The 14,576-nt window shown below is 34.7% G+C and carries 28 protein-coding genes; 24 read left to right on the top strand and 4 right to left on the bottom strand.

Translation table 11 applies throughout. The features are described 5' to 3' along the window. The 7 genes from QWC74_RS12235 to QWC74_RS12205 all read left to right on the top strand — a co-directional run. The coding region (locus tag QWC74_RS12235; RefSeq protein WP_288994132.1) for an SLBB domain-containing protein at positions 1-1,222 on the top strand (1,222 nt) is incomplete at its 5' end. 17 nt (positions 1,223-1,239) lie between these two features. Then, positions 1,240-2,328, top strand: coding sequence for an RnfABCDGE type electron transport complex subunit D (locus QWC74_RS12230; RefSeq protein ID WP_006783796.1), 1,089 nt, complete (start codon positions 1,240-1,242; stop codon positions 2,326-2,328). 16 nt (positions 2,329-2,344) lie between these two features. Further along, entirely contained in the window at positions 2,345-2,878 is a 534-nt protein-coding gene (locus QWC74_RS12225; RefSeq protein WP_006783795.1) for an FMN-binding protein, read from the top strand. 16 nt (positions 2,879-2,894) lie between these two features. Continuing rightward, positions 2,895-3,515: an electron transport complex subunit RsxE gene (gene rsxE / locus QWC74_RS12220; RefSeq protein WP_006783794.1), complete on the top strand. Its 621-nt coding sequence runs from the start codon at positions 2,895-2,897 to the stop codon at positions 3,513-3,515. Further along, positions 3,516-4,091 carry an electron transport complex subunit RsxA gene (rsxA, locus tag QWC74_RS12215; protein WP_006783793.1) on the top strand — a complete coding sequence of 192 codons (576 nt, stop codon included), beginning with the start codon at positions 3,516-3,518 and terminating at the stop codon, positions 4,089-4,091. Further along, on the top strand, positions 4,091-4,249 hold the full coding sequence (locus QWC74_RS12210; RefSeq protein WP_006783792.1) for a hypothetical protein: 159 nt from the start codon (positions 4,091-4,093) through the stop codon (positions 4,247-4,249). The genes rsxA and QWC74_RS12210 overlap by 1 nt, the downstream gene beginning before the upstream one ends. Beyond that, positions 4,246-4,530 carry a (Fe-S)-binding protein gene (locus QWC74_RS12205; protein WP_006783791.1) on the top strand — a complete coding sequence of 95 codons (285 nt, stop codon included), beginning with the start codon at positions 4,246-4,248 and terminating at the stop codon, positions 4,528-4,530. The genes QWC74_RS12210 and QWC74_RS12205 overlap by 4 nt, the downstream gene beginning before the upstream one ends. Positions 4,531-4,978: 448 nt before the next feature. Here the strand turns inward: QWC74_RS12205 and QWC74_RS12200 are convergent, their stop codons facing one another. The 3 genes from QWC74_RS12200 to QWC74_RS12190 all read right to left on the bottom strand — a co-directional run bounded on the left by QWC74_RS12200 (position 4,979) and on the right by QWC74_RS12190 (position 7,412). After that, positions 4,979-6,094 (bottom strand): site-specific integrase, encoded by a 1,116-nt coding sequence (locus QWC74_RS12200; RefSeq protein ID WP_155222794.1) that lies wholly within the window; start codon positions 6,092-6,094, stop codon positions 4,979-4,981. 61 nt (positions 6,095-6,155) lie between these two features. Further along, positions 6,156-6,629 carry a hypothetical protein gene (locus QWC74_RS12195; protein WP_155222795.1) on the bottom strand — a complete coding sequence of 158 codons (474 nt, stop codon included), beginning with the start codon at positions 6,627-6,629 and terminating at the stop codon, positions 6,156-6,158. 12 nt (positions 6,630-6,641) lie between these two features. Then, complete coding sequence (locus QWC74_RS12190) at positions 6,642-7,412, bottom strand: helix-turn-helix transcriptional regulator (protein WP_272154662.1); 771 nt, start codon at positions 7,410-7,412, stop codon at positions 6,642-6,644. A 162-nt stretch (positions 7,413-7,574) separates the two neighbouring features. Between QWC74_RS12190 and QWC74_RS12185 the strand changes: the two genes are divergently transcribed. From QWC74_RS12185 to QWC74_RS12170, 4 genes are read left to right on the top strand one after another with little or no spacing between them, the layout of a single operon-like run. Next, positions 7,575-7,820, top strand: a complete 246-nt coding sequence (locus QWC74_RS12185; protein WP_272154663.1) for a helix-turn-helix transcriptional regulator — start codon at positions 7,575-7,577, stop codon at positions 7,818-7,820. A 27-nt stretch (positions 7,821-7,847) separates the two neighbouring features. Further along, complete coding sequence (locus QWC74_RS12180; protein ID WP_155222796.1) at positions 7,848-8,684, top strand: ORF6C domain-containing protein; 837 nt, start codon at positions 7,848-7,850, stop codon at positions 8,682-8,684. A gap of 12 nt (positions 8,685-8,696) precedes the next feature. Continuing rightward, the gene (locus QWC74_RS12175) at positions 8,697-8,957 is read left to right on the top strand and encodes a helix-turn-helix domain-containing protein (RefSeq protein ID WP_288994126.1); all 261 of its coding nucleotides are present in this window, start codon (positions 8,697-8,699) and stop codon (positions 8,955-8,957) included. A 12-nt stretch (positions 8,958-8,969) separates the two neighbouring features. Further along, entirely contained in the window at positions 8,970-9,158 is a 189-nt protein-coding gene (locus QWC74_RS12170) for a hypothetical protein (protein ID WP_155222798.1), read from the top strand. Here the strand turns inward: QWC74_RS12170 and QWC74_RS12165 are convergent. Further along, complete coding sequence (locus QWC74_RS12165; RefSeq protein ID WP_155222799.1) at positions 9,130-9,792, bottom strand: DUF4145 domain-containing protein; 663 nt, start codon at positions 9,790-9,792, stop codon at positions 9,130-9,132. The two genes, QWC74_RS12170 and QWC74_RS12165, sit on opposite strands and share 29 nt — an antisense overlap. Positions 9,793-9,856: 64 nt before the next feature. On the opposite strand from QWC74_RS12165, the gene QWC74_RS12160 reads away from it, so the two are divergent. The 13 genes from QWC74_RS12160 (at position 9,857) to QWC74_RS12100 (ending at position 14,548) form a co-directional block, all read left to right on the top strand. Then, entirely contained in the window at positions 9,857-10,051 is a 195-nt protein-coding gene (locus QWC74_RS12160) for a helix-turn-helix domain-containing protein (RefSeq protein ID WP_155222800.1), read from the top strand. Continuing rightward, positions 10,048-10,296, top strand: coding sequence for a hypothetical protein (locus tag QWC74_RS12155; RefSeq protein WP_155222801.1), 249 nt, complete (start codon positions 10,048-10,050; stop codon positions 10,294-10,296). The genes QWC74_RS12160 and QWC74_RS12155 overlap by 4 nt, the downstream gene beginning before the upstream one ends. An 88-nt stretch (positions 10,297-10,384) precedes the next feature. Next, entirely contained in the window at positions 10,385-10,552 is a 168-nt protein-coding gene (locus QWC74_RS12150; RefSeq protein WP_155222802.1) for a hypothetical protein, read from the top strand. After that, a complete protein-coding gene (locus QWC74_RS12145; protein ID WP_262957570.1) occupies positions 10,552-10,674 on the top strand; it encodes a hypothetical protein in 123 nt (40 codons plus the stop codon). The genes QWC74_RS12150 and QWC74_RS12145 overlap by 1 nt, the downstream gene beginning before the upstream one ends. 151 nt (positions 10,675-10,825) lie before the next feature. Next, positions 10,826-11,071 (top strand): hypothetical protein, encoded by a 246-nt coding sequence (locus QWC74_RS12140; RefSeq protein WP_155222803.1) that lies wholly within the window; start codon positions 10,826-10,828, stop codon positions 11,069-11,071. A gap of 10 nt (positions 11,072-11,081) precedes the next feature. After that, on the top strand, positions 11,082-11,402 hold the full coding sequence (locus QWC74_RS12135) for a hypothetical protein (RefSeq protein WP_155222804.1): 321 nt from the start codon (positions 11,082-11,084) through the stop codon (positions 11,400-11,402). Further along, a complete protein-coding gene (locus QWC74_RS12130) occupies positions 11,402-12,172 on the top strand; it encodes a hypothetical protein (RefSeq protein WP_155222805.1) in 771 nt (256 codons plus the stop codon). The genes QWC74_RS12135 and QWC74_RS12130 overlap by 1 nt, the downstream gene beginning before the upstream one ends. Next, positions 12,114-12,965 (top strand): ATP-binding protein, encoded by an 852-nt coding sequence (locus QWC74_RS12125; protein WP_155222806.1) that lies wholly within the window; start codon positions 12,114-12,116, stop codon positions 12,963-12,965. The genes QWC74_RS12130 and QWC74_RS12125 overlap by 59 nt, the downstream gene beginning before the upstream one ends. Before the next feature lie 311 nt (positions 12,966-13,276). Further along, positions 13,277-13,522: an AbrB/MazE/SpoVT family DNA-binding domain-containing protein gene (locus QWC74_RS12120; RefSeq protein ID WP_006783374.1), complete on the top strand. Its 246-nt coding sequence runs from the start codon at positions 13,277-13,279 to the stop codon at positions 13,520-13,522. After that, on the top strand, positions 13,522-13,740 hold the full coding sequence (locus QWC74_RS12115) for a hypothetical protein (protein WP_006783375.1): 219 nt from the start codon (positions 13,522-13,524) through the stop codon (positions 13,738-13,740). The genes QWC74_RS12120 and QWC74_RS12115 overlap by 1 nt, the downstream gene beginning before the upstream one ends. Positions 13,741-13,750: 10 nt before the next feature. Beyond that, the gene (locus QWC74_RS12110) at positions 13,751-13,948 is read left to right on the top strand and encodes a hypothetical protein (protein ID WP_155232711.1); all 198 of its coding nucleotides are present in this window, start codon (positions 13,751-13,753) and stop codon (positions 13,946-13,948) included. Beyond that, the gene (locus tag QWC74_RS12105) at positions 13,945-14,160 is read left to right on the top strand and encodes a hypothetical protein (RefSeq protein WP_006783377.1); all 216 of its coding nucleotides are present in this window, start codon (positions 13,945-13,947) and stop codon (positions 14,158-14,160) included. Before QWC74_RS12110 ends, QWC74_RS12105 begins: the two co-directional genes overlap by 4 nt. Positions 14,161-14,164: 4 nt before the next feature. Next, positions 14,165-14,548, top strand: a complete 384-nt coding sequence (locus QWC74_RS12100) for a hypothetical protein (RefSeq protein ID WP_006783378.1) — start codon at positions 14,165-14,167, stop codon at positions 14,546-14,548. The last annotated feature ends 28 nt before the right edge of the window (positions 14,549-14,576 follow it).

Below are 14,576 nucleotides of genomic sequence, written 5' to 3'. Positions count from 1 at the left end.
AGATCATGTGTATGTAGGAAGTGAAGTGGGTCATCGAACGGATGGGATTAACATTCCAATGCATGCAAGTATTAGTGGAGATGTTGTTGCGATTGAAAAGAAATGGCATCGAAGTGGAAAACAAGTGTTGTGTGTTAAAATTCAAAATGATTTTAAATATGAAATGGATCCAAGCTGTGTACCACCCGCTGATTCAAGTGTTTTAAGTCGAGAAGACATTGTGGAGATGATCCGTAAAAATGGGGTTGTCGGGCTTGGAGGTAGCGGATTTTCAACGTATATTAAATACTTAAATCCAGAAGGAATCCATACTGTTTTAATTAATGGTGTTGAATGTGAACCGTATTTAACAACAGATTATCATTTTATGTTTGATCAACCAGAACGGTTCTTTGATGGAATTTCATTTTTAATGAAAGCAGCAGATGTTAAAAAAGGAATCATTGCCATTAAGAAAGGGAAAAAGAAATTAAAAGCTTTTTTAGAGCAAAAGATTGATGAGTATCAAGTTCGAGATCAAATTTCTGTTTACGAGGTACCAGATGCTTATCCACTCGGCTGGGAGAAAGTCTTGATTAAAACGATTACAGGTCGAGAGTATGATCGCTTACCTTCAGAACTTGGATTTACTGTTTCAAATGTTGGAACGGCTATTGCGACTTCATTTGCTGTTCGTGATAATCGGCCATTTATTCGCCGACTAGTCACAGTTTCTGGAGAAGGGATTAAACGTCCAGGACTTTACTATGTCCGAATTGGAACGCCGGCTAAAGAGTTAATTCAATTAGCCGGAGGGTATATTGATGATGCAGATGAAATTAAAATCATTGTTGGGGGACCGATGATGGGTGGCGTGATGAGAAGTGATGATTTTGTCATATCACGTGGGGTTAATGGAATTGTGGTATTACCAACGAAGAAAAAAGAGGGGCCCGATAAAGGCTTTGACCGAATTAAGGATATTTTATGGCCGAACTATAAAAAAGAGGTCATCATGGAAAAAGATGAACAACCGTGTGTGAGTTGCGGTCGTTGTACTGATCATTGTCCAACGGGATTACAACCTGTTTTGATTAAGGATATGGCTAAACTTAAAGATAAAGAGCGTCTCACTAAGTTAAATGCGAAATCTTGCGTAGAATGCGGGATGTGTACGTATGTTTGTCCATCGCATATTGAAGTGACAGAGTTTGTGCGACGAGCCAAACGAATTTTAAAATAAGAGGGGAAGAGAAGAACATGGCAAAAATCGCAAAATGGTCACCAACGCCACACTTACATAGTCGAAGTAGTACACAACAGATTATGTATGAATTTAGTGCCGTTTTAGGTGTGATTAGTTTAATTGCAATTAGCGTTTATGGTTATACCTTTGGAGGTGCCTATGCCCTAAAAGCTATATGGATGTTACTCGTTTCAATAATATCTGCTATTTTAACCGAAACCATTTTCTTTGCATGTGGTCGTCGATTTAAAGATGTTTATGAATGGTTAACGCTAATTGTAAAATCGTATTCACTTATTACCGCTATTTTATTAGCTCTTTGTTTGCCGATTGGAACTCCTTTAATGGTCGTTGCGATTGGTTCTTGTGTCAGTGTTTGGCTTGGAAAGTTAGTGTTTGGGGGCGTTGGTTATAACCCGTTTAATCCAGCACTGGTTGGTCGTGCCTTGGTCACGATTTCATTTGGAGGATTATTAACGACAACTTTAACACAAGTTGATGCCGTTACCTCGGTGACTCCTCTGGTGCATTTGGCGCAAAATCAATATATTGGGACGTATGAACAATTAACGGCTCCATATGGTGGACTAGTCGGTTTGTTAATGGGGACTTATGGTGGAGCAATTGGGGAGAGTATTTCATTTGCTATTATCATAGCCATGATTTATTTAGTGGTTCGTCGAATTATTGATTGGCGAATTCCTGCCTTTTATTTAGGAACCGTCTTTTTCATGACATGGATAGTTGGAGCAATGAATGGAGTGGCTGGGATTTGGTATCCGTTGTTTCATCTTTTAAGTGGAGGCCTTTTATTTGGAGCTGCGTTTATGGCAACTGACTTAGTGACCTCACCCGTTTCTAGAAAAGGGAAAGTGTTTTTTGGAATGGCACTTGGAATCTTAACGGTCATCATCAGACTGCTTGGAAATTACCCAGAAGGTGTGTTTTTCTCTATTTTAATCATGAATTTATTTAAACCTGTCATTGACCGAGGATTTATGGGACGAATGAATCTTCCACTTAAACGAGGAGAAATTTGTTTTTGGTTAGTTAGCTTTTTGATTGTTATTGGTATTGCTGTCTTAATTGGAATCATGATTTAAAGTGAGGTGAGACGTTGTGGTAAAAAAACCAATCTATTTAGCTTGTTTTTTGGCCGTTATTGGAATTATTTGTGCAGGATTAATTGCGAGTGTGAATACGATGACAGCCCCTATTATCAGTGAGCGTGAAAAAGCGGAAAAAGAGGCCACTATATTAGATTTTTTTCCGAGTATGACGCGTTTTGAAGAGTCAGATACATCGGAATCGGAAGAGTTTAAAGCGATTCAGGTGATTTATAATATTTATGATCAAGATAATGATTGCATGGGCCGAATTTATGAATTAGCGACGAAAGGTTATGGGGGCGATATTCAAATGTTCGTAGCCTATGATTTAAAGACAAAGGAATTGATTAATCTCCGCTATATTGGAACATTTAGTGAGACGCCTGGATTTGGGAGTCGGGTGAAAGAGGATGAGTTTTTATCTCAGATATTAAATAAACCGGTGGATGGCATGAGTATTGATACATTATCAGGCGCGACGATTACGAGTTCAGCGGTTAAGAAGGCGATTGATGAGGCGAATGCACATTTTTTAAAACATTAGAATTGGGGGGAAGAGGATGACGAAGAAGGAAATTTTGAAGCGGGGTCTCATCACTGAGAATCCGTTATTTGTTTTATTACTTGGAATGTGTCCTTCGCTTGGTGTCACGACATCTTTGCAAAATGCACTTGGGATGGGGTTAAGTGTTGTTTTTGTGTTACTTTTTTCAAATATTGTCGTGTCGTCAATTAGAAAATTAGTACCAGATGAAGTTCGAATTCCTGTTTTTATTGTGATTATTTCAACAGGTGTGACAATCCTTGAGATGCTTTTAAACGCGTATGTTCCATCACTTGCTGCAAGGCTTGGAATTTTTATTCCATTAATTGTCGTGAATTGTATTATTCTCGGACGTGCTGAAAGCTTTGCAAGTAAAAACAAGGTGATTGATTCTATTTTTGATGCACTTGGAATGGGGTTTGGATTTACGCTTGGACTTTGTGTATTGGCAAGTTTCCGTGAATTAATCGGTGCAGGAAGTTTATTTGGCGTTCAATTTTTACCCGAGTCGATTAGTATTCCAATCTTTATTTATCCAGCGGGTGCTTTTTTGGCACTTGGATTAATTATTGGAATCATGAATCAATATCGGATCTCTCAATCAAAAAAAAGAGTGAAACAGGAGGTGAAGGCGTAGATGGAAACTTTAGTTCCAATTGCATTGACTGCATTACTGGTTCAAAACGTTATTTTATCTCAGTTTTTTGGAATCTGTCCCTTCATTGGAGTTTCTAAAAAGACAGAGTCTGCAATCGGGATGGGATTGGCTGTCACGTTTGTTATGGTCGTTTCATCAAGTGTTTCATGGCTTGTTTATGAATATATTTTAGTGCCTTGTGATATGACGTACATGAGAACCATCACGTTTATTTTAGTTATCTCTTCTTTAGTTCAGTTCGTTGAGATGGTAGTTAAGAAGTTTTCACCGAAACTTTATAAGTTACTGGGAGTTTATTTACCACTTATTACGACTAACTGCGCTGTTCTTGGAATTGCCGTGTTATCGATTGATAATCAGTATAACTTAATAGAAACCATTGTGTTTAGCTTATTTTCAGCACTTGGATTTACGTTAGTTATTTATTTATTTTCTGTGATTCGTGAACGATTAGAACTTGCTCCAATTCCAGAAGCGTTAAGAGGGGTTCCGATTGCTTTAATTACAGCCTCGATTATGTCAATCATCTTCATGGGATTTGGAGGGATTGTTTGATGGCGCCGATTGTTTTATTTGTTGTCTTGGTGAGCATTTTTATGTGGACATACGTCATGAATAAAAGAACCGAAGCTCCAATTACAATAAACGAACAGACGTCTTGTCATCGTTGTTCGAATCATACTTGTTCTCATTATAAGGGGGGAGAAGAGTGAGTGCGATTTTAGTTCCTATTATAGTCATTGGAGGTTTAGGATTAGTACTTGGCGGACTGCTTGGGTTGGCGAACCTTTATTTAAAAGTTGAAGTTGATCCGCGAATTGAAAAGTTAATTGCAATGTTACCGGGATATAACTGTGGTTCATGTGGATTTCCTGGTTGTTCTGGTTTAGCAGAAGACATCATTGAAAATGGAGGTACCGTTAACTCATGTAAACCATGTAGTGCAGATGCTAAAGCTAAAATTAATGAATTTTTAAAAGAAAATAAAGGATAACAAAAAAGCCCCTTCGCTTTTGTTGATGCGATGGGGCTTTTTCAAATAATAGATCTCTATTTTTTGTTCGGAGTTAAACGTTCTTCTTATTACCCCACCAAAGGAGGAATAAAAACGTGTGGGGCCCCGCCTTTTTATTTAATCTAGTTTCGAAGAACAACTCCTCCATAAAGTTCCATCCACCTAACACCTCAAAAGGCGAGGCGGAGATGTCTGTTAACTTTTGTTCGGAGTTAAACGTTCTTCTCCACCTTTTTATTGTATAAAATTGTTTTTTGTATTACCATAATAAAGATAAATTAATATAGTTATACAAAAAACATTTCTACTAAAATATGATATTATCAATGTTTTTAATGGTTTTGTATTTTCTTTGATGTAATGTTTTTTAATGAATTTTGATTATTTGCCACCATTTTGCCACCATACTTTTATTTTGGTGGCAATTTTATTTGTTGAATTTTCTTTCGAATAATTTGATGGCATCTACTTCGCCTTCTTTTGTAACATGACTATATGTATCAAGCGTAGTCGTGATACTGCTATGACCCAAACGTTCTTGAATAACTTTTATATTAACACCTGCATTTAACAGCATAGTGGCGTGAGTATGTCTTAGTGCGTGGAATTTTAAGTCAACTCCTAATCTCTTACTCATTCTAGTCACTTTAGATGTAAGTGATTCCGGAGGAATAGGGGAACCGTCTTCATTGCAGCAGACAAAATCTTGTTCTGTATAATATACGTTTCCGTAAAAATCTTTATTAGATAGTTGTTGTTTTCTATGCTCTAAAAGAGCATTTACTAATTTATCTGTCATCAATAACGTACGATTACTAGATGCAGTTTTTGTTGGTGATAATTCTAATCCAGTACCAACTTTATTCAATAGTTGTTTATCGAAAGTTATAAGTTTATTTTCTAAATCAATATTATCCCATGTTAATCCTAACACTTCACTGCGGCGCCCTCCGACTTGAGTTGCGATTAAAAAAGGGATATAATAACGAGTGTCTTTTAAATCTTCAAAGATGGTATCTAAATCGTCCAATGAAACGATTGCTATCTTTTTTTCTTCGCTTTTTTTCTTCAACTCTAAACGATCTAGAGGGTTATAAGAGATAATCATTTGCTTAATTGCTAATTTAAAAATATTATTTAAGACTTTTTTTATTGCCGCTATTGTATTATTTGACAAGCTTTTTTGCTTTTCTGCAAAGAATTTTTGAAGTATTTCGGGTGTAATACTTGTCATTTTTATAAACCCTAATTCAGGGATAATGTGATTTTTAAGCATGCTATTGTATTGAACTAATGTGTTATATCGGCAAGAATTGCTAGCGACATTCTCATACCAATAATTCGAGAATTCTTGCAAGGTGTAACTAACATTATTTTGGACAAATCCTTGCTTTTCGTATTGTTGTAAAACTTCACGTAAGGCAGTTTCGGCTTCTTTTTTAGTTCTAAATCCACCTTTTTCTTTCTTCTTGTAAGTGCCATCTACTTTAATTGTAAAGTAATAGCTCCATTTCTCACCGCGTTTTCGGACTGAACCTTTCATTTTATCACCTCAATTTCATGATTTATAAAACAGGATAGGGTATAAACCTTATCCTGTTTTTCTATTCTGCTAATTTATATATTTGAATGTGGGTATCAGTATTAAAGTTTATTTGATAATTTTTATACTCAAACTTTATACCATGTGTAGAACGATAACTTTCAATAGCATCTTCTACACACTCGATCGTAACTTCCAATTCATCAGCAATCTCATTTGATGTTTCGAATCCCTTTTTCCAACAGTAAATCAGATTATCTAAAGTAACTAGCCGTTGGTTTCCGACTCGTCTAGCTATGTTTTCCTGTTTCCAATCTGAAACTGTTTTTTGTCTAATAATGTTGCCTGAACCTGTTTGGTAATGAGCAATCTCCTCGCTCAGTGTTACAACCTTTTCAGCGGTGGTTGTATTAGTATTGGCATTTATATAAATTGTTTCCCCTAAGCATAGTCCTTTTAAGATATCAGGCATATCCTTACTAAAGACATAATCTAATTTAGGATATTGATTCATTAATTCTTCTAGCTTATTCATTTAATACTACCTCTATTTTTTTCTCTTACTTTTTGCGAATTCAATGAAACGCAATACCTCTTCCATTTCTTCTTCTGTAAAATCATCATCCATGTGAGCAGCAATGACCATGGTTGGATCATTGTAATCTTCTTTTGGTTCTTCCTTTGCACTTTTTGAAAACTCAGTGACTTTAGTTTTATTCTGTTCAGCCAATTGATCCTTTGCGCAATTATACACACTTTGCTGTCTAGATTCGTCTAATCTTAACATAGTAGTAAGTGTATCAGCAATAATTTCATTTGTTTTGAATTCTGGACTAAGCTCTTCAGGAGAGATTCCTAATCCTTTGCATATTTTGAATATATTGTCTACAGTGGAATTCATCACACCTCTAGTCAAAATAGAGCGAATAGTGGAGTAGGGGATTCCTATATCGATAGAAAATGCTCGAATATTACCTGATTTCGCCTCTATAAGTCTTTTTAAAAACAATTCTCTTTCTCCACTTACATGTGAAGAAGGTTCTGATTCTTCATCTTCTATAGAGTTAATTAGATGGATACTTTCTTTGAATCTAGGGTCTATATCTTGCTTTTCAATTCCTAGCGCATCCGCTATTTTTTGTGTGTTTCCGGCGTTGATTGTTGATCGTTCCGCAAAGTATCCCGATAAAGTGGATGTTGGGATACCTGTCATAGCCGATAAATCAGCTTGGGTAATTCCTTTAGTATGTTTTTTTAGATTAAGTGAAATTTCTTTTCTTAGTTTTCTTTCAAATTCAGAAAGTGGATTTCTTGCCATTATATCACCTCTTTTCTTTTGATACATCGTTATTATAACGAATAAATTCGTTTAATACAATGATTAATTATTAAAAAAAACGAAAAAAATCGAATATAAAACGAATAAAGTCGTTGACAAAACGAATATACTCGTTGTAACATTGTGTCAGGAGGTGATAGAGTGATTGCTAAAATTCAAATTACACTTGAGGCAGCAAGAAGAAATATCGGATATACACAACAAGAAGCTGCGAAATTATTTGGGGTTCATTATCAGACACTGGCTGGTTGGGAAAAAGATAACTCGTATATGCCAGCCAGTGCTATCGAAAAAATCCCTAATATTTATCATATTCCTAAAGAAGTTATTTTTTTTGGAAGTAAAAACGAGTTTATTCGTTCTAAAAGGCGAGAATGTATTTGTTAATTTTATTAACTGCGAGGAGGAAAAGTAATGAACAAATTCAATATTAAACCTTTTCACTCAAAAGGTTATGAAAATGTAAACTTAGAAGTTAAAGGAACGCAAGAGTTCCTAGGTAAACAAATTCCAGTTATTTATGGAGGGTTTGGTAAAGGTCAGAAAGTAGTTTTAGCAAAAACAATTGCTGAAATTCATCAAGTAGAAGTTAAGTACATTAATAAATTGATTAATAACAATCGCACTCGATTTAAAGAAGGTATTGACGTAATAGACATAAAAAATTGTAGTTCTTCAGAAGAACCACAATTAAATCAACTAGGCTTCACTCAAATGCAAATCGCTAAAGCTAACAACATCTATTTATTATCTGAACGAGGATATGCAAAGCTAATCAAAATCATGGATAGTGATTTAGCTTGGGAAATTCACGAGCAACTTGTAGATGAATACTTCTCAATGAGAGAAGAAAGATTCAATCCATACGCTAACTTATCACCGGAGTTACAATCAATTATTATGCTAGATCAAAAGCAACAGATGCTAGAACAACAAGTTCAAACAGTTCAACAAAAAGTCAATGAAATCGAAGAAAATGCTAAGTTGGACCCAGCTGAATATAGTTTAGTTTCTAAACGAGTATCATCACGAGTGTATGAAGTTCAAAAAGAGCGTCAAATGAACTTAAATAAAAAACAAATTGGCGAACTTTTTAGAGCGCTAAACAGAGATATTCTTGAAATCACAGGAGTTAAGACACGTACACAATTACGTCAAAAGCATTTAGATATGGTGCTTGATTTCATTAATGATTGGTATCCATCAAGAGCAGCAATGTTTAATATTAATCAAATGAGTTTAGGGATTTAAGGGGTGAGAATGATGGGAGCTCAAAAAGAAAATCCAATTCCAATTCCACAACGTTTTGCAGTAACGTTGGAGGAGGCTGGTTATCTTATGGGGGTATCAGCTCAAACAATATCTAAATACATCAAGGCAGGATTGATTCGTCCATTGCGCCCTAATAACAACAGTATTCGTGTTCGAGTACAGGATGTTGAGGAGTTATCCGAGCGTATGGTTGGTCATGTTTTCGACGCTAACGAGATGATGTTAAAGCCTATCGAAGTATACGGAATTTAAGGAGGAAGAGAAATGAGTAAGATAAATATTCCGAGTTTTAAAATAAATGCAACTATGTATGGCGTTAGTGAAGCCTTAAATAAAGCAAACGAATTAGTTGATACATTAAAAAAAGCTAATTCATTAATAGAAGAATTAGCTAATTTAGATATTAGAGTTGATTTCGGTAATTCTAACGATTTCCGACAGGGGGATGATTGATGAGAAGTTTAGTTGTAATTAATTGTATGAAAATATTCATATAAGTTTTTAAAATATTGAAATCAAGTTCTTCATATTTCCGTTCATAATGGGTGTTATCATTTCCAAGAATTCTAACAACGTCAGCAGATGTGGTTAAATCGACATCACTTAGATAATCTTTGATGCAGATGTGTAACTTCTTTTTTGAAACTTCGCTTTCATCTTTTTTGAGTTCGTTAATCGCAAAGTCTTTGATTAGAATTTCAATAGCGTTTCGATACCCAGACCCAGCAAGTTCAAAACAATTATGATTTTCAGCAATATTTGCTTGACGATAAGCCTCGATGAATCTAGGAGATAAATCTTGAAGAAGAGGATGCAATGTTTCAGGCAACCTATTTGGATAAATATAATTCAATTCTAGTTTCTTAGTTTCGATATCCCCCAAAAATACAGCGAGAAAGATTTTATTACAATCAGGAGCTGGACATCTATATGTAATTCCCCAAAGTTTGATATCAGACGTATAAGAGAATGATTTGTAATCTGAAGTGTTGGGGAAAATTGATTTAGCACAATGGGGGCATACTGTCGGTTCTTCAATTGTATAAGAAGTGTTATTGAATGAACGAGATACGTATTTTGTAGACATAAAGACCTCCTTATTAAATGATAATTAAATTTTACCAAAGTTCTAAATGTAGAGGTGTCAAAATATGTCGAATATCAAGAAAATTCTAATAAAAAAAAGAGTTAAGCAAAGCGAGTTAGCTAAGGCAGTTGGTGTTTCAGGAACAACGATTTCTGACTTTGTAAAAGGTAAACACGATATAGCATCAAAAACACTATATCGGATTGCAAAATATTTAGACGTTCCAATGGAGGAACTAATCAAGGAGGAAATGAAATGAGTGAAAACAAAAAAACTCCCCAAGATGTGCTAGATCAAGAGGAGTGGAAAAAAGCATCTTATCCTTGCTTCGATGTGTTAGAAATTCCAATATCAGAATTAATTAACCGAAAGGATGAGATTTTGGATTTCTTAATTAAGCCTGTAGTTGATGGACACTTAATTAAAAACGCTGAATGTATAAGAGAAAATCATAAATATATTTTTACGATTTTCTACGAATGTCGTTGGTTATTAAAGATTTAAAAGTGTAGCCGCAAGCAGTATCGTAAATACACCACATCATGGTGGGATAAATTTTTAAAATCAATCGGAATTGAATGGAGGGATTAGAATGGAAGGTTATTTACATAATGGAAAGTTGTATTTGAACGTAACAAATATGCAAGATTTCAAAAGTCTAATAGAACAGGCGAAGGAAGAAGCAAAACAACTTAATAAAACAATTCAAAAGTTAGAGAATTTCCAATTTGAAATTAAGTTGAGTGAGGAGGAAAAGTAATGAATTCATCAGATAAGTTATCACAATGGATTGTTATCATGTGTTTGTTATTCAGTGGATCGGCGTTAATTGGAACAATTATAGTAATGCTGCATTTAATGGGATATAAAAATTTTTTCTAATCATTAGATAATTAGCGAAAGTTCTAAATTAAATTTAAAGTTAATTTTGGTCGATTTAAGGGTGTTTTGGTTTACACTGGTGTTATTTATCGGATTTTAATTTCAAACGCCTTAAACAAAGAAAAACAATAAAATTTGGAGGGGTTAAACAATGGGAGTTATGGATATTCATACATCAATGGATAAAGTTGTTATATTTGGAATCTTGTTTGTAAAAGAGTCGAATACGGTTCAAATTCGCCCACATGGATCTTTAAAAGAAATTGTGAGATTGAACATTCAATCGATTGGAGAGTTACAACGCTTTGCGGTGGAGTGGTATTACAAGAATATTTACCACCAAAACTTTGGTGGAAGAGAAATGGCACCTTATGAGGTTGTCTTAAAGAATTATTAGGAGGTGCTGTATGACTTATTTGCTTGCAGTAGATGCAAAACTGAAAGATTTGATTAATGAAAAAATTGAAAATTGGGAAGAAGGTCAAAGTTGTACATTTAAATTCAGCTTTTCAGAGGTTGGATTGCTCCATGAACCATCAGAAAGCGACTTAGATACATTAGTTGCTGATTTTCCATACATTGAATCATTGGAAGTCGGAGAAGATGAAACTTTATTAGTCACGATTGACAAACATACGTTAAAAGCAGTGTATGAAGCACAACTTCAAGAATGGATTAAAGAAAGTGATTTGAATCAGTTTGGTCGCTATGATTATGAGGTGATTTAATGGCTGTTTATCGACAAGTCTATATTACATTTTGGCAAGATGAATTCATCTTGGAGCTAACACCTGAAGAAAAGTATTTCTATCTGTATTTAATGACAAATTCTAAAACATCGCAGTGTGGAATATATCAGTTACCGATTAAGGTTATGGAAATGGAATTAGGATACAACAGAGATACAATCATTAAACTTATTGAAAGATTTGAGCAATACGGAAAGATTGCCTATGATGAATCAACTAAAGAGGTAGCTTTGGTTAATTGGTTGAAGTTTAATCCAATAAATAACATCAATATTCAGAAGTGTGTAGAAAAGGAATTACAAGGAATTAAGAGCAACTTTTTAAAGGAAAAATATAACCCCCTTATAAGCCCCTTACAACCCCCTTGCAAGAAAAAAGAAAAAGAAAAAACAAAAGAAAAAGAAAAAACAGATAAAAAGAAAAATAAAAAGAAACCTGCTAACGCAGATTTCATCTCGCTATTTTCTTCTTATACAACAAATGAAAATCTAATTGAAGCATTAAGTTCTTTTGTTGAAATGAGGGTTTTAATCAAAAAGAAACCAACTGAACGTGCTATGAAGATGATTTTAAATAAATTAGACAAACTAACCCATTCGGATGAAGAAAAGGTTTTAATCTTAGAGCAATCCATTTTAAAAAATTGGACTGATGTTTACGAACTTAAAAATCAACAAAGGGGGAATATGAATGCGAGACCTATCACAACTAATGGGAATTACGATTCCAGCGGACTTGAATTGCTCTAATATGAGTGAACTTGAAAGAGTACAGCACTTTGTTGATGTAGATAATTCAACTATTGGAAGCTTACATCTTAAAGACGGATTCAATTGCGAACGATGTTTGAATCGCGGACACTATTGGGTAGTTAAAGAGTATAACAATACCTATATTCAAGAGATGAATCATTGCGAATGTAGGGAAATTCGACAATCAATTCACAACACTAGAGAGAGTGGAATGGGTGACTTACTGAAACATCGATTAGAACATTATCAAACAACAGAGGAATGGCAAAAAAGAATTTTAGACAAAGCAACGTCTTATTTAAAAGCAAATACTAATTCATGGTTTACTATTATTGGTCAAAGTGGGGCTGGTAAAACCATGATATGTTCAGCTATTGCATACGAGTTGTTACAGCGTTACAGACAAGTCAAATTTATCGCATGGACAGAATTTGTTGAGAAGCTAAAACGTATGAAGTTTGATGCAGATCGTGAGGATTATTTCAGTGAATATAGCAGGACAGAAGTCCTGTATATTGATGATTTATTTAAAGGGAGTCTTAATTATGATGATTCGGGCCGATTAAAAGTAAATCAGACAGATGTTAAGTATGCTTTCCAGTTGTTGAATGAGCGTTATAACAAGCGATTGGTGACGATTATCTCATCAGAGTTCTTGATTGATGATATTAAGCTTAATGTCGATGAGGCAATAGCAGGTCGCATTAAAGAACGCAGCACTAACTACTGTGTGCAGATTAAGAAAGATATGAATCGAAACTATCGCTTTAGGAAAGAGGAATTAATCTAATTGAAAAGTGGTGATAAGGATACTGTATAACAAAAAAAGAGCACAACTGCGCCAACAGTCATGCTCAAAAGAGATTTTATTTTGCCGGTAGAATCTCGAGGATATTATACAGTATGGACAAAAAATAATCAATTTATTTATGAAATATAGAAAAAGCTGTGGTGAAGTAGGTGTCACACCACAACTCTTTACCTATGGTAAATTGCTACGCTCGATGGATGAGGTGAAACCTCGTAGTTGTAGTATGGCACAATGGGGTCAGTTTATTCAATTCAATGATAAAAAATAGATATTTTAGGAGGATACGGATTATGGAACGTAAATTAGATGAATTAGGGAGATTAGTAATTCCAATGGAGTTCAGAAAAACACTAGGATGGGGTAAAGGTGTGCGTCTAAATATGAACATTGAGGGTGAGCGAGTAATTGTTACTAAGAGTGCAACTTGTTGCTCGTTGTGTGGAGCAAGAATGAATCTTAAAGATGTTAAAGGTGTAAAAATGTGTCAGCCATGTATTGATGAAATTAAAGTTGGAACATTTCGAGGTGTAGAGTAATGCCGAGGGAACTAAGAAAAACAGCGATGGATGCAATAGAGATGTTAAAAGGAAATGAAAATCTAACAATTGTAAGTTTCACTTTTGAAAAAACTCATGTTAGTAAGCGGGAGGATCATATCGAATTAGCACAAATGGTATCTAGGGAGATTAATGCTTTAACTATGTTCGAGGTTACTGGGGTGAATCAATTAGAAGTTTCAATTATTAGAAATTAGGTGGTTAGAAATGGGGAAGCATTTTGATTATAGCAAGATCATAGAGTGTCCCTACTGTACTAAGTTTTCTGATTATAACTATAACAAATGCCATTTAGGACAACAGGAAGTGATTAAGTGTGAGTGTGGTAGGAAGTTTGTTGTGAAGTGTGAGAAGTATGAATACTTTGATTGGTATGAATTTTTAGGCATGGAGGAAGAGGAATGAGTAAATATCCGAGTGTAGCTCAAATGATTGAGCTAAATAAAGAGTTTGATGAAAAGATTTTGTTAATCGTTGATAAGAAATTAATTTGTACATCTAATGACAAGGCTGTTGAACTGTATGGGGAAAGACAGGTCACACACTTGGATGTTTCATTAATGAAGAATTTTGATGGGGCAGGGCAAAAGGTCATGTTAAGTATGGAGGTAGAGTAATTAAATGGCTGTAATCGACATTAAATGCGAATGTGGGCATGGTTTCAAAAAGAATTTTAATAAAGAAGATGAAATTTTATTCTGTGAAGCGTGTGGGTCGTTAGTAATTAACGATCTCGCTTCCGAAGTTGAAGATAAGATTGATAGGGTTAATGAGATTAAAGCTGAAATAGCAAAACTAGAGGCTGAGAAGAAAAAGCTTGATTTAGATATTCGTATTGGATTAGAGGGTGCACCAATCGGAATTGGGAAGAAATATCAAGTCAAGTATTCAAGTTATGTCACTAAGCGTTTTGATAACAAAAAATTTAAAGAAGAACATGAAGAGCTGTATAACAAGTATACATATGAATCCCCAGGGGACAGAATCACAATCAAGGAGGTTTAAGTATGGAGGAAGTTAAAGTAGTAACAGA

The sequence above is a fragment of the uncultured Turicibacter sp. genome (assembly GCF_938044715.1).
GTDB lineage: Bacteria > Bacillota_I > Bacilli_A > MOL361 > Turicibacteraceae > Turicibacter > Turicibacter sanguinis.
Note: the sequence above shows the minus strand (reverse complement) of the source record. Positions and strands in the feature narration are given on the sequence as shown.